Raw genomic sequence first — 21,864 nt, forward strand, 5'->3', positions numbered from 1 at the left:
GCGAGCGGCCCGCTGACCCCGGTGGGTCAGCAGGCGCTCGCGAAGTCGGTGTCGAGGTCGCCTGGCTCGACACCCGGCGTCACGCCGACCTCGCCGGGCCCGGTCTGCCCGGCGCCGGTGCGCATCGTCCAGGTGACGACGACGTCGTCGGTGGTGTCGATGAGCGGCGCGACCGAGACGACGGGTCGACCGTCGATCTCGAGCCCCTTCTCGATCGGCAGCCGTTTGCCGTCGATGCGGACGTCGTCGATGGTGCCGCCGAAGGGCCCGTAGACCCGCAGGGTCACCAGCTGGGTGCCGGGCTCGATGCCGTAGTAGCCGCCGCCGGTGATGCTGTCGGGCAGCCGCGCGGCCTCGGCCGGGCTGATCGTCTGGTTCAGCGTCACCGACGCCTCGAGCGTCTGGACGCCGTCCGCGCACGAGGTGGCCGTGACCTCGGGGGCCCAGCGCAGGTAGAACGACATCTTCGAGCCGGTGGAGTCGTTGACGCCGATGTCGACGTGCGGCGTGGCGCCGTCGTCGCCGGTGAGGGCGCCGGTGATCGCGGTGCCGGCCAGCCGCTCCTGCACGGCGGGGTCGAACGAGGCCACGAGCAGCCGGCCCTCGTCGACGGCGCGGTCGACGCCGCGCACGAGGTCGAGCGGCGAGGTGACGTCGCCGGTGACGGTGGCGAAGACGGCGCGTGCGACGGCCTGGAAGCGGCGGTCCTGGGCCTCGGGGTCCGCGACGGTGAGGTAGGTGGCGTTGAGCAGCTCGGAGACGACGGTGCCGGGGTCGAGGGTCAGCGGGCCGGCGGTGACGGGTCCGGTGCCGCCCAGCAGGTACGACAGGCCGACGGGGTCGAGCGCGATGACGCCGTCGAGCCCGACCCGCGGGTACGTCGCGGCCCAGAACTCGTCGATGAGCGTGGCGGCGCGCGGGAAGTCGGGGATGAACCCGGCGTCCTGGAAGTAGACCGCGGGCAGCTCGTCGTAGACGGCGAGCTCCTCCTCGGTCAGCTGCGCCTTCTGCTCGGTGCCGTCGCCGAACGCCGAGCCGTTGCCCTGCTCGCGCAGCTCGAGGACGCCGTCCTCGACGTGCACCCGCGCCCACGAGCCCGGCAGGCCGCCGGTCGAGCGCACCTCGGCGTTGTTCTGGAAGACGAACAGGTAGTCGCGGGGGCCGTCGGCGCCGAGCATCGAGGGCAGCACGCGGACGGCGTCCTCGGCGGCGTCGAGGCTGCCGGCGATCTGGGTGAGCTCGGAGGTGTACTCGTCGTAGCGGGTGCGCAGCGGGGTGACGTAGCCGCTGGAGTCCTGCTCCTCGACCAGCCGGGCGGCCTCGCGCAGCGCGGCGGCGGCGCCGTCGACCGGCTCGGCGAGGGCGGCCAGCCGGTCGGGGTCGATGCGCCCGCCCGAGACGAGCCCGTCGAGGGAGTCGACGGTCTCGACGAGCGGCCCGACGGCGTCGTTGGCCAGCAGGTCGAGGGAGGCGCTGAGCGCCTCGACCCCGGCCGCGTCGTCGCCGACGCCCGGCACCTTCGTCATCGCTCCCCACCAGAGGCCGTCGGTGCGGTCCTTCGCGGACGACGCCGCCTCCTGCAGGTCGGCCAGCGCGGCGTCGCGCCCGGCGTCGTCGCCGTTCTCGAAGGCCGTGCGCAGCCGGGTGGCGGCCGCCTCGGCGTCCTGCAGGTCGCGCGCGGTCTGGTAGGCCGTCCAGGCGGTCCACGCCGCCGCCGCGAGCAGGACGACGAGCACGAGCAGCACCCATCGGCCCTTGGTCATGGCGCAGATCATCGCCCATGGCACCCAGCCGCCCCGCCCGGCCACGACGCCGCGGGGCCCGGGACTCCTCCGGTCGGTCAGCCTTTCCCCGATTCGACGTCGAGGGGGCCCGGTCGGGCCTAGGGTTGACGCCGCTTGCACTTCGGCCGACAACGGGTGCCGACGACACGACACCCGGCACCGGCCTCGTGGGGAGACATGGGAATGGCACTGGACACCGGACTGATGCGCACGGTCGGCACGAGCCGCCTGCCCGTCGTCCTGCGCCGCTACCGCCTCCCGCTGCTGCTCGCGGTCGACTCGGCCGCGCTCGTGCTGGCCTACGTCGGGTTCGCGCTGCTGCGCTACCTCGGCACGCCGTCCGCGGTGCCGTGGGCCGAGCTGGTCGAGCTCGCGGTGGTGGCCGTCGTCGTCACGGCCGGCCTCGGCGCGACGGGCAAGCTCTACCAGGGGCGCAGCGCCATCGCGAGCGTCGACGAGACCATCCAGCTCGCGTTCGCCGTCGGCGCCGGCACGGTCGTCGCGCAGCTGGTCAACGTGCTCGGGCCCGGCGAGCTGGTGGCGCGCACGGTGCCCTTCGGCGCCGGCTTCGCCGCCCTGGCGCTGATGGTGGTCGCGCGGGCGCACTGGCGGCGCGTCGTCCACCTGGCGCGCTACGTCGACGACGGCGACCGCACCCCGGTGCTGGTGCTCGGCGGCGGCGACGCCGGCCGCGAGCTGATCCGCTCGATGCGCACCTCGCCCGACTCGCCCTACACCCCGGTCGCGCTGCTCGACGACGACCCGTGGAAGCGCCACCTGCGCGTCGAGGGGGTCTCGGTGCGCGGCACCCTGGCCGACCTCGAGGACGCCGTGGCGGTGCACCAGGTCTCCACCGTCGTGGTGGCCATCGCCTCGGCCACCTCCGAGCTGCTCGCCGAGCTGGCCGAACGCGCCGAGCGCCTCGGCGTCGACCTCAAGGTGCTGCCGGGCGTGGCCGAGCTGTTCGGCACCCGCATCTCGATCCGCGACATCCGCGACATCAACACCGAGGACCTCCTCGGCCGCGGCCTGGTCGACACCGACCTCGCCTCGATCGCCGGGTTCCTGCACGGCAAGCGGGTGCTGGTCACCGGCGCCGGCGGCTCCATCGGGGCCGAGCTGTCGCGGCAGGTCTCGCTGTGGGAGCCGGCCGAGCTGATGATGCTCGACCGCGACGAGTCGGCCCTGCACGGCGTCCAGCTGACGATCCACGGCCACGGCCTGCTCGACAGCGACGAGGTCATCCTGTGCGACATCCGCGACGCCGACGCCCTGCGCCGGGTCTTCGAGGAGCGTCGCCCCGAGGTCGTCCTCCACGCCGCCGCGCTCAAGCACCTGCCGATGCTCGAGCAGTACCCGGGCGAGGCGATCAAGACCAACGTGCTCGGCACCGTCAACGTGCTCGAGGCGGCCCGCGCGGTCGGCGTCGAGCGGTTCGTGAACATCTCCACCGACAAGGCGGCCGACCCGACGAGCGTGCTGGGCCTGTCGAAGCGGGTGGCCGAGCGGGTCACCGCCGATGTCGCCCGCGACGCGTCGGGCACCTACATGAGCGTGCGGTTCGGCAACGTGCTCGGCTCGCGCGGCTCGGTGCTGACGGCGTGGGCGGCGCAGATCGCCCGCGGGGGACCGGTCACGGTCACCCACCCCGACGTCACCCGCTACTTCATGACCATCCACGAGGCCTGCCAGCTGGTGCTGCAGGCCGGCGCGATCGGCCGCGACGGCGAGGTGATGGTGCTCGACATGGGCGAGCCGGTGCGGGTCGACGACGTCGCGCGGCAGCTGATCGCGCAGTCGGGCCGCGACATCGAGATCGTCTACACCGGCCTGCGCGAGGGCGAGAAGCTCGACGAGGTGCTCATCGCCCACGGCGAGGCCGACCGTCGTCCGGTGCACGACCTGATCACCCACGTCGACGTGCCCGCCGTGCCGCGCCACCTGGTGGCCGCGCCCGAGGCGCGCGCCGACCGAGGCGAGGCGCTGCGGCTGCTGCGCGCCTGGTGCGAGGCGCCGTCCCCCGACCGCACGCCGGTCGGTGTCTGAGCCGGTGGGCTTCACGATCCTGCTCTCGCCGCCCGACGTCGGTGAGCTGGAGCAGCAGTACGTCACCGCGGCCCTGCGGTCGGGCTGGGTCGCGCCGGCCGGGCCCGACCTCGACGCCTTCGAGCGCGAGGTGGCCGCCCGGGTGGGCCGGGCCCACGCCGTCGGGCTGTCGTCGGGCACCGCAGCGCTGCACCTCGCGCTGGTCTCGTGGGGCGTGGGGCCGGGCGACGTCGTCCCGGTCTCGACGCTGACGTTCGCCGCCACGGTGAACGCCGTGCGCTACGTCGGCGCCGAGCCCTGGCTGGTCGACTCCGAGCCCGACGGCGGCAACATCAGTCCGGTGCTGCTGCGGCAGGCGCTCGAGCGGCTGCACCGCGAGGGACGCCGGGTGCCGGCCGTCGTCCCGGTCGACCTGCTCGGCAAGTGCGCCGACCACGACGCGATCGGTGCGGTGGCCGCGGAGTTCGGCGTCCGGGTGCTGGCCGACGCCGCCGAGTCGTTCGGCGCGAGCCACCACGGCCGCGCGGCGGGCTCGCTGGGCGACGCCGCGGTGCTGTCGTTCAACGGCAACAAGATCATGACGACGTCCGGCGGCGGCATGCTGCTCACCGACGACGCCGCCCTGGCCGCGCACGTGCGCAAGCTGTCGACGCAGGCCCGCGAGCCGGTGGCGCACTACGAGCACACCGAGGTCGGCTACAACTACCGGCTCTCGAACCTGCTGGCCGCGCTGGGTCGCGGGCAGCTGGCGCGCCTCGACGAGATGATCGGGCGGCGCCGGGCCCTGCGTGAGCGCTACCGCACGCTGTTCGCCGGCTGCCCGGGCGTGAGGATCCTCGGCGGCGCTGACGACGCCGACGACGCTGCTGACAACTGCTGGCTCACCGCGATCGTGGTCGACCCCGACGTCTCGGCCTGGACGGCGGCCGACCTCGGCCGCGCGCTCGGCGCCGCGGGCATCGAGAGCCGCCCGGTGTGGAAGCCGATGCACCTGCAGCCGGTGTGCGCCGACCTCGACGGCACCATCGACGGCACCGCCGAGCGCCTCTTCGACACCGGCCTCACGCTGCCCTCGGGCTCGGGCCTGACCGACGACGACGTCGCGCTGATCGAGCGGGTCGTGCGCGAGGTGACCGGCCCGTGACCCGCTCCGGCTACGACCCGCTCAAGCGCGCCGTCGACGTGGTGGCCGCGGCCGTCGTCCTCGTGCTGACGCTGCCGCTGCAGGCCGTGCTCGCCGTGCTGGTGCGGCGCCGGCTGGGCTCGCCGGTGCTGTTCCGCCAGGAGCGCCCCGGCCGTGACGAGCGGGTCTTCGAGCTGCGCAAGTTCCGCACGATGGTCGAGCCCGACCCCGCCCGCGGCCTGGTCACCGACGAGCAGCGGCTGACGCCGTTCGGCGCCTTCCTGCGCTCCACCAGCCTCGACGAGCTGCCGACGCTGCTCAACGTGCTGCGCGGCGACATGAGCCTGGTCGGCCCCCGCCCGCTGCTGGTGCGTTACCTCGACCGCTACAGCCCCGAGCAGCGCCGCCGCCACGAGGTGCGCCCCGGCATCACCGGCCTGGCCCAGGTGAGCGGCCGCAACGCCATCGGCTGGGACGAGAAGCTCGCCCTCGACGTCGAGTACGTCGACCGCCGCAGCCTCGCCCTCGATGCGAGGATCGTGCTGCGCACGGTCGGCTCGGTGCTGCGCCGCGAGGGCATCTCCGACGCCGCCGGCCCCACCATGACCGAGTTCATGGGCCCGGAGGTCAGCGCCCGACGCGACCACACGGACCCTGAGCTTGTCGAAGGGCCCGTCGCCCCCACGGACCCTGAGCTTGTCGAAGGGCATCCGGCCGATCGACGAAGACTCGGCCCCACGGACCCTGAGCTTGTCGAAGGGCACCCGGCCGGAGGGGACTCCCACCGTGGCTGACCCCCTGGTCGTCGTCGGCGTCGGCGGGTTCGGTCGCGAGACCCTCGACGTCGTCGACGCCGTCAACGCCGCCGCCGACGCCCCGGTCTTCGACGTGCTCGGCGTGCTGGACGACGCCCCGAGCCAGGTCAACCTCGACCGGCTCGCGGCGCGCGGCGTCCCGTTCCTCGGCGGCACCGATGACCTGCCCGCTCGCGACGGGGGTGTGCGCTACCTCGTCGGCGTCGGGTCGCCGCGTGCGCGCCGCGCGATCGCCGACCGGCTCGAGGCACGCGGGGCGATCGCCGCCACCGCCGTCCACCCCAGCGTCACCAGTGGGTACGACGTCACGATCGGCGCAGGATCGGTCGTCTGCGCCGGCGTGCGGTTGACGACGAACATCTCGCTGGGCCGGCACACCCACCTCAACCTCAACGCGACCGTCGGCCACGACACCACCGTCGGCGACTTCGTGAGCGTCAACCCGCTGGCCTCGATCTCGGGCGACTGCACGATCGAGGACGACGTGCTCATCGGTGTGGCCGGCGTGATCCTCAACGGCCTGACGGTCGGCCGCGGCGCCACCGTCGGCGGCAGCGCGTGCGTCGTTCGCGACGTGCCGGCCGGGTCGACCGTCAAGGGCGTCCCGGCTCGATGAACGCCCTCAAGGTCACGCTGGTCTGCCAGTGGTACCCGCCCGAGCCGGTCAGCCAGCCCGTCTGGATCGTCGACGCCCTGCGAGACCAGGGCCTCGACGTCGAGGTGCTGACCGGCGTGCCGAACTACCCGACCGGGCGGGTCGGCGAGGGCTACCGGGCGCGCGACCGGCGCAGCGAGACCATCGCGGGCACGACCGTCCACCGCACCCCGCTGTACCCCGACCACGGGTCGGGCTCGGCCAGGCGCATCCTGAACTACGTCTCGTGGGCCGTCTCGAGCGCCGTGCTGGGCCAGCGTCACCTGAGGTCCGCCGACGCCGCGCTCGTCTACTCCTCGCCGGCGACCGCGGCCCTCGCCGCGATGGTGGCCCGCCGACGCCACGGCGTCCCCTACGTCCTGCTGGTGCAGGACGTGTGGCCCGACTCGATCTTTGCCTCGGGGTTCCTGCCCGGGCGCACGGGGCGTCTCGCGGAGGCGCTGGTCGGCCGGTTCGTCGACCGCACCTACCGCGACGCAGCGCACGTCGTCGTGATCTCGCCCGGCATGGCCGACCTGCTCGCCTCGCGGGGCGTCCCCCGCGACACGATCACGGTCGTGCCGAACTGGATCGGTGACATCGACACCGTCGAGACCGCCGGCGAGGTGGACGACGCACCCGCGACCGACCTGCGGCACGACCTCGGCCTGACCGCCGACGACTTCCTCCTGATGTACGCCGGCAACCACGGCAGCGCGCAGGCTCTCGACTCGGTGATCGAGGGCTTCGGCCGGCTCGCGCCGGGGGAGCGGAGCCACCTGGTGCTGGTGGGCGACGGGGCCGAGAAGGAGCCGCTCCGCGCTCTCGCCCGCAAGGTCTGCCCCGACCGCGTCCACTTCGTCGAGCCGCAGCCGCGGGCCGCGATGGCCGGTCTCATGGCGCAGGCCGACGCCCAGCTGGTCAGCCTGGCGCGCCGTCCGCTCTTCGCCGTCACCACCCCGAGCAAGCTGCAGTCGGTGATGGCTGCGGGTCATCCGGTCCTGGTCAGCGCGGAGGGCGACGCCGCTGAGACGGTGCGAGCAGCGGACGCCGGTGTCGCGGCCACGCCGGGAGACCCCGACAGCCTGGCCGCGGCCGTCCGCGCCCTCCGTACCCTGTCGCCGGACGCCCGGCGCCGGCTGGGCCGCAACGGCCGGGACTACTACGCCGCGACGATGTCGGAGACGATCGGGGCCTCGCGTCTCGCCGCGACGCTCCGGCGTGCGGCCGGCCGCGCCACCGACCGAGAGAAGGAGCCCGCCACATGACGGCGACGACCGAGGGCCCGGTGCTGGTCACCGGCGGCACCGGCTCGTTCGGTTCGACGATGGTCCGCCGGCTGCTGACCACCGACATCGCCGAGGTGCGCATCCTCAGCCGCGACGAGGCCAAGCAGGACGCCCAGCGCCGCGAGCTCGCCGACTCCCGCGTGAAGTTCCACGTGGGCGACGTCCGCGACTACCGCAGCGTCGAGGACGCCGTGAACGGCGTCGCGCACGTCTTCCACGCGGCCGCGCTCAAGCAGGTGCCGAGCTGCGAGTTCTTCCCGCTGCAGGCCGTGCGCACGAACGTCGACGGCACCGACAACGTCATCCGGGCCGCCGAGCGCGCGGGGGTGCGGTCGGTCGTGTGCCTGAGCACCGACAAGGCCGTCTACCCCATCAACGCCATGGGCATCTCGAAGGCGATGATGGAGAAGGTCGCGCAGGCCCACGCCCGCAACGACGCCTCGAGCACCACCACCGTCTCGGTCACCCGCTACGGCAACGTGATGTACAGCCGCGGCTCGGTGATCCCGGTCTTCGTCGAGCAGGTGCGCACCGGTCGGCCGCTCACCGTCACCGACCCGACCATGACGCGCTTCCTGATGTCGCTCGACGAGTCGGTCGACCTGGTCGAGCACGCCTTCGCCCACGCCGAGCCGGGCGACCTGTTCGTGCGCAAGGCACCGGCCTGCACCGTCGGCGACCTGGCGCTCGCCGTCGCGTCACTGTTCGGGGTCGAGCAGCCCGAGATCCGCACCCTCGGCGTGCGTCACGGCGAGAAGCTCTACGAGTCGCTGCTCAGCCGGGAGGAGCTGCAGAAGTCCGACGACCAGGGCGACTACTACCGCGTCCCGCTCGACTCGCGCTCGCTGGAGTACGAGCTGTTCTTCGACGAGGGCGAGAAGCGCGTCGTCGACAGCGATTACACCTCGCACAACACCGAGCGCCTCGACGTCGAGGGCGTGAAGGCCCTGCTGCGCAACCTGGCGCCGATCCGCCGCGAGCTCGAGGCGGCCGGGCTGCCTGCCGAGGGCGCCGCGTGAAGGTCGTCCTCACCGGGGGCCACGGCTTCCTCGGCTGGCACACCGCCTGCCGCCTGCGCGCGCGGCACGGGGTGGACGCCGTCCGGCTGGGTCGGGCCGAGGTGGCCGACCCCGACGTGCTGCGCCAGCACGTGGCCGACGCCGACGTCGTGATGCACCTGGCCGGCGTGAACCGGGCCGAGTCCGACGAGGCGGTGAGCGCCGGCAACCTCGAGCTGGCCGAGCAGCTGGCCGCCGCCCTGCGTTCGTCGGGCACGAGCGCCCGAGTCGTCTTCGCGAACTCGGTCCAGGCCGACCTCGACAACGCCTACGGCACCGCGAAGGCGCGGTCGGCCGACCTGCTGCGGAGCGCGGTGGGGGAGAGCGGCGGGTCGTTGGCCGACGTGCTGCTGCCCAACCTGTTCGGCGAGCACGGCCGGCCGCGCTACAACTCCTTTGTCGCCACGTTCTGCCACGCCGTCGCGCACGGCGAGACACCCACGGTCGACGTCGATCGCGAGGTGCCGCTGCTGCACGCCCAGCGGGCCGCCGCGCACCTGATCGACGCGGCCACCGGCATCGACGACGTGCAGGCGCGTCCCGAGGGGGAGAGCCACGGGGTCTCGGAGGTGCTGCGGCTGGTTCAGGGCTTCCACGAGCTCTACGCGCGCGGCGAGGTGCCGCCCCTGACCGACGACTTCCGGGTCGACCTCTTCAACACCTACCGCTCCTACGCCTTCCCGCAGCAGTTCCCGATGCGGCCCGTCGTCCACGCCGACCCACGCGGTGGGCTGTTCGAGACCACCCGCACGCACGGCGGCACCGGGCAGACCTTCGTCTCGACGACGAGGCCGGGCGCCACCCGTGGCGACCACTACCACCTGCGCAAGGTCGAGCGGTTCTTCGTCGTACGCGGCCGGGCCGAGATCAGGCTGCGCCGGCTGCTCGACGACGAGGTGGTCACCTTCCGGCTCGACGGCTCCGAGCCGGGCTTCGTCGACATGCCCACGCTGTGGGTGCACAGCATCACGAACGTCGGCGACGACGACCTCGTCACGATGTTCTGGGCAGACCAGCTGCTCGACCCGGCCGACCCCGACCAGTACCCGGAGCGTGTGCTCGTGGAGGCGACGCCATGAAGGTCGTGACCATCGTGGGCACGCGCCCCGAGATCATCCGGCTCGCGCGCGTCATCCCGCGGCTCGACGAGACGGTCGACCACGTGCTGGTGCACACGGGCCAGAACTACGACCACGCTCTCAACCAGGTCTTCTTCGACGACCTCGACCTGCGGGCGCCCGATCACTACCTCGCCGTCGACACCTCGTCGCTGGGCCGCGTGCTCGGCGAGACGCTGATCAGGAGCGAGGAGGTGATGCGGGCCGAGCAGCCGGACGCCGTCCTGGTGCTGGGCGACACCAACAGCTGCATCGCGGCGGTGATGGCCAAGCGGCTGCGCATCCCCGTCTTCCACATGGAGGCCGGCAACCGCTGCTTCGACGAGAACGTGCCCGAGGAGACCAACCGTCGCCTGGTCGACCACGTGGCCGACTTCAACCTCGTCTACACCGAGCACGCCCGCCGCAACCTGCTCGCCGAGGGCCTGCACCCCCGGCGCATCCTGCTCACCGGCTCGCCGATGCGCGAGGTGCTCGACCACTTCCGGCCCCGCATCGAGGCCTCCGACGTGCTCGACCGCCTCGGCCTGCAGCCGCAGCAGTACTTCCTGGTCAGCGCCCACCGCGAGGAGAACGTCGACTCGCCCGCCCGCCTCACCCAGCTGCTCGACTGCCTGCGTGCCGTGCGGGCCGAGTGGGGCCAGCGCATCGTCGTCAGCACGCACCCCCGCACCCGCAAGCGGCTCGAGGCCCTCGACGGGTTCGACGGCGTCGACGGCATCGACTTCATGGAGCCGTTCGGCTTCCACGACTACAACCGGCTGCAGACGCAGGCCACCTGCGTGCTCTCCGACAGCGGCACCATCTCGGAGGAGAGCTCGATCCTCGGCTTCCCGGCCGTGACCCTGCGCGACTCGATCGAGCGGCCCGAGGCGCTCGACACCGGAGCCATCGTGATGACCGGGCTGGTCCCGGACGACGTCGTCGCAGCCGTCGCCGAGGTGGTCAACGACGTGCAGGCATACGACGTGCTGCCGGCCGGGTACGAGGTTCGTGACACATCGCGGCGGGTCGCCCGGTTCATGCTCTCGACGGTCGGTCGACACCGTGGCTGGGCTGGTCTGCGCGAGATCACGAGCGAGGTTGCTCGACCCACATGACGGTTCGCGTGGGAATCGTGTGCCCGAACTATGCGGCCGGGTTGTACGGCGGGGTGGAGGCGGTCGCGTCGTGGCTCCGGGACGCCGTTTGCGCCGAGCCGGGGTTCGACGCCGAGATCATCTCCATCGCCACGTCCCGTCGCGACGAGGTGAGCACGCGCCTGGGATCGCCGGCCACATGGGCACGACGGCCCTCCTCCGCGTGGCACGAGGTGGGCGGGGTGCCCGTGGAGCACTTCGGTTGCTGGTTGGCGGAGGTCGAGCCCGCTCGCTATCTTCCGCGGCCGGCGCTCACCCGGCGGCTGCGTTCCTTCGACATCGTCCAAGTCGTCTCAGGTACTCCCGCGTTCGGGAACGTTGCGACCAGGGCCGGGCGACCGGTCTGTCTGCAGGTCGCCACGACCGTGGAATCGGAGCGGCGCCACGAAGCGGGCCATCGCTCCGACGCGCGGCCCCACCTGATTGGTGCGGTGCGCGCGGCAGTAACTTCTGCTGTTGCTCGTCTGGAGCGCCGGGCCGTCAGAAGGGCCGACCACACGTTCGTGGAGAACGAGTGGATGCTCGACCAGGTCCGCTCGCTGGTGGGAGACGCCACAGTCACGCTCGCGCCACCGGGTGTCGATGAACACAGGTTTGCCCCCGGGTCAGTGGTGACCGGGCAGGGCTACCTCCTGACGGTCGGCAGGCTCGGCTCGGAACGCAAGAATCTCCCTGGACTGCTGCGTTCGTACGCAGCTGCGCGCAGGAACGGACACCTGTCTCTGCCCATGGTCGTGGCGGGCGGTGGAGCTCTCTCTCCGGCTGCCGCCGACGTCATGAGCGAGTTGGGCCTGTCGGAGCACGTGCGGGTGGTCGCCGACCCCTCGGCTGACCGGCTGCTCGATCTCTACCAGGGAGCCAGCACATTCGTCCTCGCCTCCCATGAGGAGGGATTAGGGGTGGTCCTGCTCGAGGCCCAGAGCTGCGGGGTGCCGATCGTGAGCACTAGCACCGCCGGCGCCGCCGAGGTGTTCCGCCGCGGTGCCATCGGCCAGTTGGTCGACACGTTCCAGGGGACGTCGACGGCTCTCGGGGAGGCGATGGGCACCTGGGCGCGCCGTGGGGTCGACCCGACCGTGCAAGAGACTTGCCGCGCGTTCGCGACGCGCGAGTTCGGCACAGCCGTCACGGCGGGCCGGTACCTCGAGCGCTACCGGGCGTTGCTCCGATGACCGAGCGGCGCCTGTCCGTCGGCGGCCAGATGGTGCGCGACTCGCTTGCGGCAGTGGGATACACCGCGCCGCCGGCCGTGAGCCTGGTCGAGACTGCGGCCCCCCGCCTGCGCGCCCACGAGGTCGTGCTGGCGCAGAACGCCTGGTGCGTGCTGTCCGGCGCTCGATTTCGTGAGCTCGTCGAGCCTTACCCGCGGCCGATCCGCGCCCGCCACGTTGCACGTCGCGCTGTGGCTGCGGTCAACCTGCGGCGCGCGTCGGCCACGGTCGCGCTGAGTCACGCCATGGGTGACCTGATGGCGGGGCGAGGGCTCGCGCCCGTGGTCTCTCCGGTCACCATGCCTATCGACTACCTCGTCGAGCGCCCGCGCACAGAGCGCCCGTCCTGGGTATCGCCCGATCGGCCCTTCATGCTGCTGCCTGGATCAGTCACTTGGTACAAGCGGTCGGACCGGGTCGTCGACCTCGCTCGTGAGTGTCGCGAGGCCGGTGTCGAGACACCACTGGTGATCCTGGCGGGAGGCGATGACGGATCGGGATGCCTGCAGTTCGTCCAGAGGTCGCTGGGGGACCAGGTTCTGCAAGGCGTGGTCAGCCGAGCTGAGATGCGTTGGTTGCTCGAGAACGCAGAGGTCACCGTCGTCCCGAGCCAGCTGGAGAGCCTGAGCTTCAGTCTCGGTGAGGCGCTACTCACCAGTCGGCGCGTGCTGGCATCTCGTCTACCGGTGCACGTGGAGGTCGCAGACCGGGTTGGCCGCGGACCCCGGTGGCTGCCCGAGACGGGCCCCATCGGGATCGCTGAGGTCCTTCGCTGGGATCCGTTGGATCGAGCCGCCGTGCCGCCCCGCCCCTTGATTGACGAGTGGCACGCGTTGGCGTCGACCCTGCGTCAGCTCGCGGACGCCTGGCCGGCCTAGGGAGTCACGTCTGCTGTTACGAGATGTTGCCCGAGCAGACCGGTCCAGGCTGACCGAATCCTGCTCGCGCCTGGCCCAACGCTGAGAGGATGAGGCCCCCTTACGTAACTCGGGACTTGATGGGAGACGAGCCATGACGGCCGCGAAAGCCGTGCCCCGCGACGCGGTGTCGCTTCGCATCAACGGTCGCTGCGGCTCGTGCCTGTCTGCGCGCGTCGGCTCGTGACGTGCCCTGCTGGTCGCTGTCCGTGCGTGACGGGGCTATGGCCGTGAGTTCAGCGGGGAGGGCGGTGGTTCGTCGTGCCCGAGAGCACGGCATCCCGGGCGGCAGTCCCCTGCTGGGCACAGCCGCGACCAATGTGGTGATGGTGGTGTGCAGCTCGCTTGCGGGCGTGATTGTCGCTCGAGAGCTGGGGCCCTCCGGGCGAGGGGACTACGCGGCCGTCGTGGTGTTGTTCGGCAGTGCCCTCATCATCGGCGAGCTGGGGTTGACGGCCGCTGTGACGTACTTCGTGGCACGCGATCCGGGAAGCGGCGCAGACGTCGTCGCGACCGGTCGCGCACTGATGGTGCTGACCGGCTCCGGCTGGGCCGTCGGTGGGTACTTCATGGCCCCTCTGCTGGTCGATGGTGACGATGTGATCGCCGCCATGCGGGTGATGTTCGTGTGCTGCCTGCCCGCCTTCGCCGGAGCGAGCTTCGGGTTCGCGCTCCAGGCGGTGGACATCCGCCGCTGGAACATGATGCGTCTGGGGCTCCCCGTGCCGTACCTGCTGTGCGTGGTCGCGATCGCGGTGATGGGGAAGTCCAACATCCTCGTCTTCTGTGTGGCGCTGGCGGCGACGTCGACGGCTCAAGGCCTCCTCTCTTATTGGCTCGGGCGTTCCGTCGGACTCGCAGGCGGTCGAGTACGACGCGGTCTCATCCGTCCGCTGACGACGTACGGCGTCAGTCAGCTCGCGGCATCCGCGCCCACCAGCATCAACTCACGAGCCGACCAGTTGGTGCTCTCGCAGGTCGCAGGCTCGGCGGTGCTCGGGCTCTACGCGGTCGCCGTGAGCGTGACGGCCCTGGCCCTGCCGTTGGTGACCGCCATCGGGAACGTCGTGTTCCCCCGGCTTGCGAGCGGCGAGGGAAGCGGACAGGACACTCGTCGTCTTCAACAAACTGCCCTCGTCGGATCGGTGCTCGTCGCAGGAGTCACCCTGGTCCCTCTCTGCGTGACTGCCCCGTGGCTCGTGCCCCTCGTCTTCGGAGAGTCCTTCAGCGGTGCGACTCAGCTCGTGTGGGTGCTGGCTCCGGGAGCGCTGGCGCTTGCCGTGTCGGCAGTCGCTGGAGACATCCTGCGCGGCCTGGGGCGCCCGCTCGCGGTCGCGTGGGCGCAGCTCGCCGGGGCCGTCCTGGTCACCGTACTGCTGATCGCGTTGGTGCCCGTCTGGGGCGGCATGGGGGCTGCTCTGGCGTCCTCTGCCACGTTCGTCCTGGTCGCCGTGCTCCTCTGCCTGGCCGTCAGGGGCGGGCGGGACCGGACGGGGTCACTGGACGCGCCTGATCCTGCACGAGGTGGTTCGCGGTGAAGCTCGTCGTGCTCGTGTCGCACCCAATCCAGCACTTCTGCCCCCAGTACAGGAGCCTTGCCGAACGGTCGGACGTCGACCTCACCGTCGTCTTCGGATCGCTTAAGGGCGCAGAGCCCTATCACGACGCGGGGTTCGGTCGACAAGTTAGTTGGGGAGCCGGGCTACTTGAGGGTTTCGACTGGCGCATCGCCCCGAACAACCGGGCTGTGGCGTCCGCCCTCGACGACCTCGCTCCTGACCACCTGGTCATCTACGGGTACGCGGAGCCCATCTCGCGAGCAGCATGGCGGTGGGCGTGGCGGCGTGACGTCTCGATCGCGTACGTCGCTGACAGCGAAGACCGACACGATGCAGCAAAGGGTCTTCGCGAACCGCTCAAGGCCCTGGTCATCCGCAGACTGTTCCGGCGGGTTTCGACCTTCTTGAGCGTCGGTGATGCGAACGAGGAGTACTACCTCGCCCGTGGCGTCCCGCAAGACCGGATCGTCCGGATGCACTTCCCGATCAGTCCGGCGATGCTGGGACGTGACGAAGCTCAGACGGAGCTGCGTGCCGAGTTGGGCGTCCACCCTGAGGCGCTCGTCGTGCTGAACGTCGGGAAGTTCGAGACACGTAAGAGGCAGCGGGACCTGGTCGAGACGGCGCGGCGGTTCACGCCGAGGGATCTCCACTTGCTCATGGCCGGGTCGGGCGACGAGCTCGAGGCATGCCGCGAGCTGGCCGCCGACGCGCCGAACATCACCTTCCTGGGCTTCGTTCCGCCGGGTGGGCTCGTCCAGCTCTACCGCGGGAGCGACGTCTACGCGCACGTGTCGAGCTACGACCCTCACCCCTTGGCGGTCAGCGAGGCGGCCGCGAGCGGCTGCGCTCTCGTGGTGGCTGACACGACGGGCAGTTGGGGTACGCACGACGACGTCGCGCCGTACGAGACGGGACTTGTCGTCCGATGTGGCCAGATCGACGAGCTGGCCGCTGCGCTGGGAGCGCTCGCGGCGAACAGGCCGTGGGCCGCAGCGATGGGTACCGCCGCAAGGGCCCGGGCCGAGCGTTTCCAGCGTCGGTCGCACGGCGGTTTCATCGACGACCTGGCAAGGCGCGGACAGTGACGCTGGAAGCCCGGAACCGGCCAGATCGTACAGCCGGGGAAGGCGATGCCGTGGCACCCGGGCCCACTCTCGCGAGGCCGGCGCCGGGAGCCGCCGAGAAGCGCGCCCGGTTGCGCCGGGATGCGTTCAGGGCACTGGCGGCCCTGGCCCTCGCGCTGACCGCGGCGCTCATGGCAGCGAGCGCAGCAGCCTCGCCCCCCGGCGATGCGAGAAGTAACTTCTGTGCTCTCGGCCTGGCGTTCTACTTGCTCGCTCTGCTCGTCTCGCTCAGATCGGACGGCCTCGGGCTGACCACCTTTAGGCTCGCGAGCTGGGTCCTGGCGGGCGCCTCGGTGCTCTACGGCTTCGCGACCCTCTCACTCGCCGGCCAGGACCGCACGGGAACCTTCGCCGCCGTCGACCCCGCCCTTGTCCCGCGCGCTTCAGCCGTGCTCGCGGTCGGTTTCACTGCATTTGCGCTTGGCAACAAGCTGCACCCGAAGATTCTGATGCGCCCTGTGGTCAGACTGCTCGATCTCGGACGCTCTGGCCTGCGGACCTCTGTCGCGAGCCGGTTGGCCATCTTCGCGGTCTACTGCACCGGGCTGGGCGCGACGGTGGCCCAGCTGGTGCTGCTCGGGAACTACGCCTACATCGGCGGCAGTGACGTGCAAAGCACCACGCAGTCCGAGGGATACACCCAGGTCCTCGTCCTCCTGACGTCACTGCGCACGTACGCACTGTTCGCCGCAGCGGCCCGCTTCGCGCTCTCAGGCTTGCTCGCCGACCGGGCGTGCCTACTCGGGTTGCTGTGCACCGAGCTGGTCATCGGTCTCCTGGGGGGCACCAAGGAGTCCTTCGTCATCGCGCTGCTGGCTGTGCTCATCCCGGTGGTCACGTTGAGTGGGCGGCGCATCCCGTGGGCGGCGATCGTCGTGGCGTCAGCCATCTTCGTCTTCTTCGTGACGCCGTTCGTGACGAGCCTGCGCGCGGACGTCCGTGAAGGAGGCTCGCGCCTCGATGCCGAGGAGAGCATCCGAGTGGGTCTCGAGTCACTCGTGAGCGGGGGCAGCGCTGTGGACGGGACCGACGACGGCCCCCGAGAGCAGCTGAGGACGGTGGTCTCGCGACTCCGTCTGATCGACAACGAGATCGTGATCATCGACAAGACCCCGGTCGCGATCCCGTACCGGCCGATCACTGAGATGGCGGTTGCTCCGGTCACTGCTGTCATTCCGCGTGCGGTGTGGCCCGGCAAACCGCTTCGCGTATCAGGCCTGGAGTTCTATCGCGCCTACTACCGGGGGGAAGGCGTGAGCTCGAGTGCTCTGACCTTCCAGGGCAGCCTCTACATGTACGGCGGCATCGGGGTGGCGGTCGCCGGGATGTTCGTCCTGGGTGGGGCGCTTCGAGCCGTTGACGATGCCCGGGAGCGCCTCGGAGGACTGCGCGGGGGCCTGATCGCGACGATCGTCTTCGTGCCGGTCGTCAAGCAGGAGCTCGACGCGGTTTCCCTGCTGGCCAGCATCCCTGTCTTCCTGGTCACCTACTACGTGGTCGTCCTCGCCTTGTTCCGGCGTCCGACCAAGGGGAGGCCGCAGTCGTGAGAGCCGCCGTGATCGGGCCGACGGCCCCGGACCTGTTCGCCGACAACGTTGCGTCGAGCCTGAGAGCGATGGGTCACGAGGCCACGCTCGTGGGGCCCGCTCGGCGAGACCTGCGGCCGGCGAGGATCAGCCACGTCCTCCACCTGGCGGCCGACCAGGTGTCCGCTCTCGATCGCCCGTTGCAGCGAGCGATGCTCCGACGGGTGGCGGAGACCGCGCCCGACGTCGTTATCAGTGTCGACAACCGGCTGACACCCGAGACCGTCCGGGAGATGCGTAGGAGCGTCGGCAAGATCGTCCTCTGGTTCCCCGACGCCGTCTCGAACTTTCGGAAGCACCAGATGTTCCTGGCTCCCTATGACCGGATCTATCTGAAGATCCCGTCAGTGGCGAGGAAGCTCCAGGCGATCTACGGGCTGCCCGTCCGCTACCTGCCGGAGGCGGCCAACCCGCTCTGGCACCGTCCGGCCGGCCCGTACGGCGTCGAGCCATCCTTCGCCGTCGTCGGGAACATCCACCCAACGCGTGCCGTGCTCCTCGACGCGCTGCTGCGCGACGGCGTACCGCTGCGCTTGTACGGATCTCCGATCGCCGACTGGATGGAGTTCCCCAGACTGCGCGAGGCGCACGCGGGTCGAAGCGTCTTCGGGCAAGAAAAGGCGCGCGTGTTCCGCTCCTCGCGGGGGGTCATCAACAACCTGCACCCCGCGGAGTTCGCTGGCAGCAACTGCAGGCTCTTCGAGGCGACAGCCTCGGGCGCTGCGGTGCTGACCGAGTGGCTACCTGGGATGGATGAGCTATTTGAGCGTGGGCGAGAGGTGCTCACCTTCGATTCGTACGACGAGTTGGTGGAAGTATGCAACCGCCTCCTACGCGACACAGTCGATGGGGTTGCGATCGCAGACGCGGCAGCCTCACGTGCGTCCTTGGAGCACACCTACGCCCACCGGCTGAGGACGATGTTCGAGGATCTCGGCATCTAGGCGTGAGGCCCGCCGATCGGTGCGGGTGTCCGCGTCAATACGAAGACGTTGCCGTACGAGGCAGTAACGGTGAATCCGAGGCTCGTCGCAAGCTGGAGAATGTCGGGAACCTCCCAGCGCCGGCCATCGTGTTCGGTCGCATGCAGCTCGGCTACGAGTTGCTGGCATCGCTGGAGGGTTTGTGCTTCAGCAAGCAACAATCCGACCTCGGCGCCTTCGATGTCCATCACCAGACTGAATGCCTTCACGCCTTGCACGAGGTCGGTCAGGCGAACGGCCGGAGCCGTGAACCCCGCTCGCGTCCCATCGGCGTCGATTGCGGAGCCAACATGCTCGTCGGCTTCGACGAAGGAAACCGCCTGACCGGGGGACCGGGTGTAGTCGATGGCGCCATTAATCACGCCTGCTCGGACGTGAGGTGCGTTGCGCGCCAAGTTCGCGCTGGTCAGTGCTGCGATCTGGGCGTTCGCCTCAACGCAGGTCACCTCAGCGCCAGGGGGCAGCAGCCGCGCTGCTGCGGAGCTGACAACGCCGAGGCTGGCGCCAAGGTCGACCAAGTGACTGGCTGAGCGGAGATGTGTTCGCACCATGCGAATCTCGGCGCTCTCATACATGCGGAAGAGGAGAGCCGCCCGAGTCGACGAGGCGACGGCCGGGGAGCGAGTGTCGATTCGAAGTCCGCGGGACCTGATGACGCCACCGGTGACTCGGTCTACGAGCGCGGCGACCGGCGCCGAGGTGAGCGCGCCGGCCACAGCGCGCTTGACGGGGACCAGGCGCGGCTTAGCGCCACCCATCACTGACTCTTGACCATCACTGCGACGACGTTCTGAGTAACGAGGTGGCCTCGCAACTGACCGGTCTCCGCAGCGAGAGCCAGTTTCATCAGGCCACTAGCGGCCTTCCACGCCCCAACGCGCAGGCCGCTCTTGATGCTGTGCCTGACGGGTGGACAGGCGTGCACGGTGGTGACTGAGAAGCCGGCCGCAGCGCCCAGCTGACGCAGGCTGCGCGCCGTGTAGGTGGTCTCGTGCGTCAGGTCGCCGTGCTGGAAGTTCCCTACGAAGGGACTCACGCCGTTGGGCACGCGAAGGATCGCACGTCCGCTGGGTCGGAGAGCGGCGAAAACGGCGTCCATCGCCCCGAGTGCCTCGTCCTTGCTGAGGTGCTCGAACAGGTCGGTGGCCGTAGCGACGTCGATCGATGCGGAGGCGAGCGCCTCGCGGAAGTCGCCCTGCCGCACCTGCGCGATGCCGGCGGCGTGCGCGAGGCTTACTTGCTCGGGGCTGGCGTCGATGCCCCATGCGCCCTGATACCCATGGCGGAGCAGCTGGGCCACCAGTTGGCCCTGGCCGCAACCGAGGTCTACGACTGCGGCTCGTCGGTCGTCCGGGAGATGGGGGAGGATGTCGCGCCGGAAGGCGTGCTCCGAGCTAGCGACGACGGAGACCCCGGCATGTGTCGAGGCGTAGGCCTCGTAGAGGCGCGTGCGGTAGTCGGTCGTCACCGGGCGAGAATAGACGTCCGAACCTTCGGTTGTTCGCACACCGCAGGACGGTCGGCTGATGGTCATGGCTCGGCACGGGCCTTGAGTTCGGCTCCACCTTCGGGCTGTGCCTCGGTGCCTCTGCACCGGCGGATGCCGACCGTCTGCGGCGGCCGCCAGCGGGCGACTAGACCGTTTGCAGAAAGCCTCTCGCGGCCCCCCAGATCGGGATACTGTGCCGCCGCACCCTGCTCTCTCCGACTGCGCCACCGACTGGAGCCCTCATGCCCGACCTCGGCGACACCTCCACCCGTCTGCACGCTCCGGGTGGGTCGCGCATCAGTCGCCGGCGGGTGCTCGGCACCGCGGCCTGGTCGGCTCCGGCCATCGTCGTTGCAACCGCAGCGCCATCGTTCGCGACCTCCGGGACGCCGACCCCAACAGTTGCATTCACTAGCGACTTCGATGGGATCGCCACAGCCCTGCCTGCGGGTTTCACGGTGCGAACTGGCGCAAGCACAACCAACTTGGGCACCGCAGCGACCTTCACCTCCGCGGCCACGAATTGGACTAACACCGGAGGGGGATTTTTCAACGTTGCTTCTGCAACAGGGCTCACGGGTGCCGCGACGACCGCCCAGCAAGCGGCATCCACAAACAGAGCGGTCGCTGTGCGTCAGTCGGGAAGCTTCGGCGACCCCGGTGCCGCGTTCGTTGTGGAGCTCGGTCCGACGACCGGCAGGACCAACGTCAACCTCAGTTTCAAAGCACAGCAGGTACACGAGACGACCACGGCCGGGCGCACAACCACTTGGACCGTTGATGCCTTCTATGGCACAACGCGTGTCGTCGCGCTGGCGAATGCATTCTCGACCGTGCAAGGCACCTTCAAGAACGACACCGTCAACGCGACGTTTGGTTCGCAATTGGACAACCTCTCGTCGAGCGTTTTCGTGCGAATCGCCACTGTCACGGGGTCTGCGAACGCCAATGTTCGGCCCTTCACGGCGATCGACGATCTAACAATCGTCTGGACCTGACGAACAGCCGTTCTAGGCCCTCGAGTGGACCTTTAGACCACGGATTGCGGTGTATCGCCCGCGGCCAGGTGACCGCTAGCGCCACTGCGCCTGCGCATTGGCCGATTATCAGCAACCAGGAGTCGTCGCGGAAGCCGGGCGGCCGGTCGACGAGGTACCAGGCGTCGACCAACACCTGGGCGACGTAGATCGAAAGCGTCATTCCGCCGACGGCACCCAGGAGGCGCCCAAACCCACCGAGCGCCGGGGCCAGCGTGCGGCTGAGCTGGGCGGCCATCATGACAAGCGCCAGCTCGAACAGCATCGTCAGGTGCGTGCCCGAGTAGGGCACGAGGTCGATGCGGCCCGAGGCGTCGGCGCCGAGCAGCACCACCGCGCCAGCGGCGGCGACCGCCAGGGTGCCGAACCTGACCAGACGGCCGGGGTGGCGGGCGAGCACGATGCCCACACAGGCCGCGGGCAGCAGGCCGGTGAGGCGGTAGTCGGGTCCGCCGACGGTGAGCTCGACCAGTCGTAGCGGCAGGCCGGTCACCGGGTCACCGGCGACGGCGCGCTCCTGCAGCCAGTCGCGCGAGCGGTCGAGCAGCGTCGGGGTCAGGGCGAACGAGACCGCGCCGACCGCGAGGACGGCGGCGGTCGGCGTCCGCACGAGCAGGCCGCACAGCACCGTCAGCACGCCGAGCCAGACCAGCACGATGACGATCTGCGTCTCGAGCTGCTCGAGCGCGAGCCCGAGCAGGACGAGCACGGTGGCCCGCACGGCGATCGACCAGACCTCGCGGTCGCGGCCGTGCCCGAGCTGGGCGCCCCAGCCGATGAGCAGGGCGAACAGGGGAGCGGTGAGGTACTCGCTGAGGATCAACACGTCACCGGGGCCGGCCGACGGGGCGAAGTGGGCGATGAACATCGAGAACACGGCCACGCCGCGGGCGACGTCGACGCCTAGGTCGCGCGGGCGCTCGACGGCGACGGTGGGAGCCACGGACGC

At 70.7% G+C, this 21,864-nt stretch carries 19 protein-coding genes; 15 read left to right on the forward strand and 4 right to left on the reverse strand.

The genetic code is table 11. The annotated features are described in order from the left end of the window. Positions 1-26: 26 nt before the first annotated feature. Complete coding sequence (locus tag ABEA04_RS10045; RefSeq protein WP_345457757.1) at positions 27-1,763, reverse strand: DUF4012 domain-containing protein; 1,737 nt, start codon at positions 1,761-1,763, stop codon at positions 27-29. Positions 1,764-1,967: 204 nt separating this feature from the next. On the opposite strand from ABEA04_RS10045, the gene ABEA04_RS10050 reads away from it, so the two are divergent. The 14 genes from ABEA04_RS10050 (at position 1,968) to ABEA04_RS10115 (ending at position 18,350) form a co-directional block, all read left to right on the forward strand. Continuing rightward, positions 1,968-3,830 (forward strand): polysaccharide biosynthesis protein, encoded by a 1,863-nt coding sequence (locus ABEA04_RS10050; RefSeq protein ID WP_345457759.1) that lies wholly within the window; start codon positions 1,968-1,970, stop codon positions 3,828-3,830. Then, positions 3,823-4,974, forward strand: a complete 1,152-nt coding sequence (locus ABEA04_RS10055) for a DegT/DnrJ/EryC1/StrS family aminotransferase (protein WP_345457762.1) — start codon at positions 3,823-3,825, stop codon at positions 4,972-4,974. Before ABEA04_RS10050 ends, ABEA04_RS10055 begins: the two co-directional genes overlap by 8 nt. After that, entirely contained in the window at positions 4,971-5,747 is a 777-nt protein-coding gene (locus tag ABEA04_RS10060) for a sugar transferase (protein WP_345457765.1), read from the forward strand. Before ABEA04_RS10055 ends, ABEA04_RS10060 begins: the two co-directional genes overlap by 4 nt. After that, positions 5,740-6,384: an acetyltransferase gene (locus ABEA04_RS10065; protein ID WP_345457767.1), complete on the forward strand. Its 645-nt coding sequence runs from the start codon at positions 5,740-5,742 to the stop codon at positions 6,382-6,384. The genes ABEA04_RS10060 and ABEA04_RS10065 overlap by 8 nt, the downstream gene beginning before the upstream one ends. Next, the gene (locus ABEA04_RS10070) at positions 6,381-7,670 is read left to right on the forward strand and encodes a glycosyltransferase family 4 protein (RefSeq protein WP_345457770.1); all 1,290 of its coding nucleotides are present in this window, start codon (positions 6,381-6,383) and stop codon (positions 7,668-7,670) included. The genes ABEA04_RS10065 and ABEA04_RS10070 overlap by 4 nt, the downstream gene beginning before the upstream one ends. Then, complete coding sequence (locus ABEA04_RS10075) at positions 7,667-8,710, forward strand: polysaccharide biosynthesis protein (RefSeq protein ID WP_345457773.1); 1,044 nt, start codon at positions 7,667-7,669, stop codon at positions 8,708-8,710. The genes ABEA04_RS10070 and ABEA04_RS10075 overlap by 4 nt, the downstream gene beginning before the upstream one ends. After that, positions 8,707-9,828, forward strand: a complete 1,122-nt coding sequence (locus ABEA04_RS10080; protein WP_345457776.1) for a polysaccharide biosynthesis C-terminal domain-containing protein — start codon at positions 8,707-8,709, stop codon at positions 9,826-9,828. Before ABEA04_RS10075 ends, ABEA04_RS10080 begins: the two co-directional genes overlap by 4 nt. Continuing rightward, positions 9,825-10,967, forward strand: a complete 1,143-nt coding sequence (gene wecB / locus ABEA04_RS10085; protein WP_345457779.1) for a non-hydrolyzing UDP-N-acetylglucosamine 2-epimerase — start codon at positions 9,825-9,827, stop codon at positions 10,965-10,967. Before ABEA04_RS10080 ends, wecB begins: the two co-directional genes overlap by 4 nt. Beyond that, positions 10,964-12,178: a glycosyltransferase gene (locus ABEA04_RS10090; RefSeq protein WP_345457782.1), complete on the forward strand. Its 1,215-nt coding sequence runs from the start codon at positions 10,964-10,966 to the stop codon at positions 12,176-12,178. The genes wecB and ABEA04_RS10090 overlap by 4 nt, the downstream gene beginning before the upstream one ends. After that, on the forward strand, positions 12,175-13,095 hold the full coding sequence (locus tag ABEA04_RS10095; protein WP_345457785.1) for a glycosyltransferase family protein: 921 nt from the start codon (positions 12,175-12,177) through the stop codon (positions 13,093-13,095). Before ABEA04_RS10090 ends, ABEA04_RS10095 begins: the two co-directional genes overlap by 4 nt. Positions 13,096-13,385: 290 nt before the next feature. Further along, positions 13,386-14,672: an oligosaccharide flippase family protein gene (locus ABEA04_RS10100; RefSeq protein ID WP_345457788.1), complete on the forward strand. Its 1,287-nt coding sequence runs from the start codon at positions 13,386-13,388 to the stop codon at positions 14,670-14,672. Next, entirely contained in the window at positions 14,669-15,781 is a 1,113-nt protein-coding gene (locus ABEA04_RS10105) for a glycosyltransferase family 4 protein (protein ID WP_345457791.1), read from the forward strand. The genes ABEA04_RS10100 and ABEA04_RS10105 overlap by 4 nt, the downstream gene beginning before the upstream one ends. Then, positions 15,778-17,367, forward strand: coding sequence for a hypothetical protein (locus ABEA04_RS10110; RefSeq protein WP_345457794.1), 1,590 nt, complete (start codon positions 15,778-15,780; stop codon positions 17,365-17,367). Before ABEA04_RS10105 ends, ABEA04_RS10110 begins: the two co-directional genes overlap by 4 nt. Continuing rightward, entirely contained in the window at positions 17,364-18,350 is a 987-nt protein-coding gene (locus ABEA04_RS10115; protein WP_345457797.1) for a CgeB family protein, read from the forward strand. Before ABEA04_RS10110 ends, ABEA04_RS10115 begins: the two co-directional genes overlap by 4 nt. On the opposite strand, the gene ABEA04_RS10120 is transcribed toward ABEA04_RS10115, so the two are convergent. Beyond that, a complete protein-coding gene (locus tag ABEA04_RS10120) occupies positions 18,347-18,964 on the reverse strand; it encodes an FkbM family methyltransferase (protein ID WP_345457800.1) in 618 nt (205 codons plus the stop codon). The two genes, ABEA04_RS10115 and ABEA04_RS10120, sit on opposite strands and share 4 nt — an antisense overlap. A 182-nt stretch (positions 18,965-19,146) precedes the next feature. After that, complete coding sequence (locus ABEA04_RS10125; RefSeq protein ID WP_345457802.1) at positions 19,147-19,857, reverse strand: class I SAM-dependent methyltransferase; 711 nt, start codon at positions 19,855-19,857, stop codon at positions 19,147-19,149. A 263-nt stretch (positions 19,858-20,120) separates the two neighbouring features. Between ABEA04_RS10125 and ABEA04_RS10130 the strand changes: the two genes are divergently transcribed. After that, a complete protein-coding gene (locus ABEA04_RS10130; protein ID WP_345457805.1) occupies positions 20,121-20,876 on the forward strand; it encodes a hypothetical protein in 756 nt (251 codons plus the stop codon). On the opposite strand, the gene ABEA04_RS10135 is transcribed toward ABEA04_RS10130, so the two are convergent. Next, entirely contained in the window at positions 20,839-21,858 is a 1,020-nt protein-coding gene (locus ABEA04_RS10135; RefSeq protein WP_345457808.1) for an acyltransferase family protein, read from the reverse strand. The two genes, ABEA04_RS10130 and ABEA04_RS10135, sit on opposite strands and share 38 nt — an antisense overlap. Between the last annotated feature and the right edge of the window lie 6 nt (positions 21,859-21,864).

The organism is Nocardioides marinquilinus, assembly GCF_039543705.1.
Taxonomy (GTDB): Bacteria; Actinomycetota; Actinomycetes; order Propionibacteriales; family Nocardioidaceae; genus Nocardioides; species Nocardioides marinquilinus.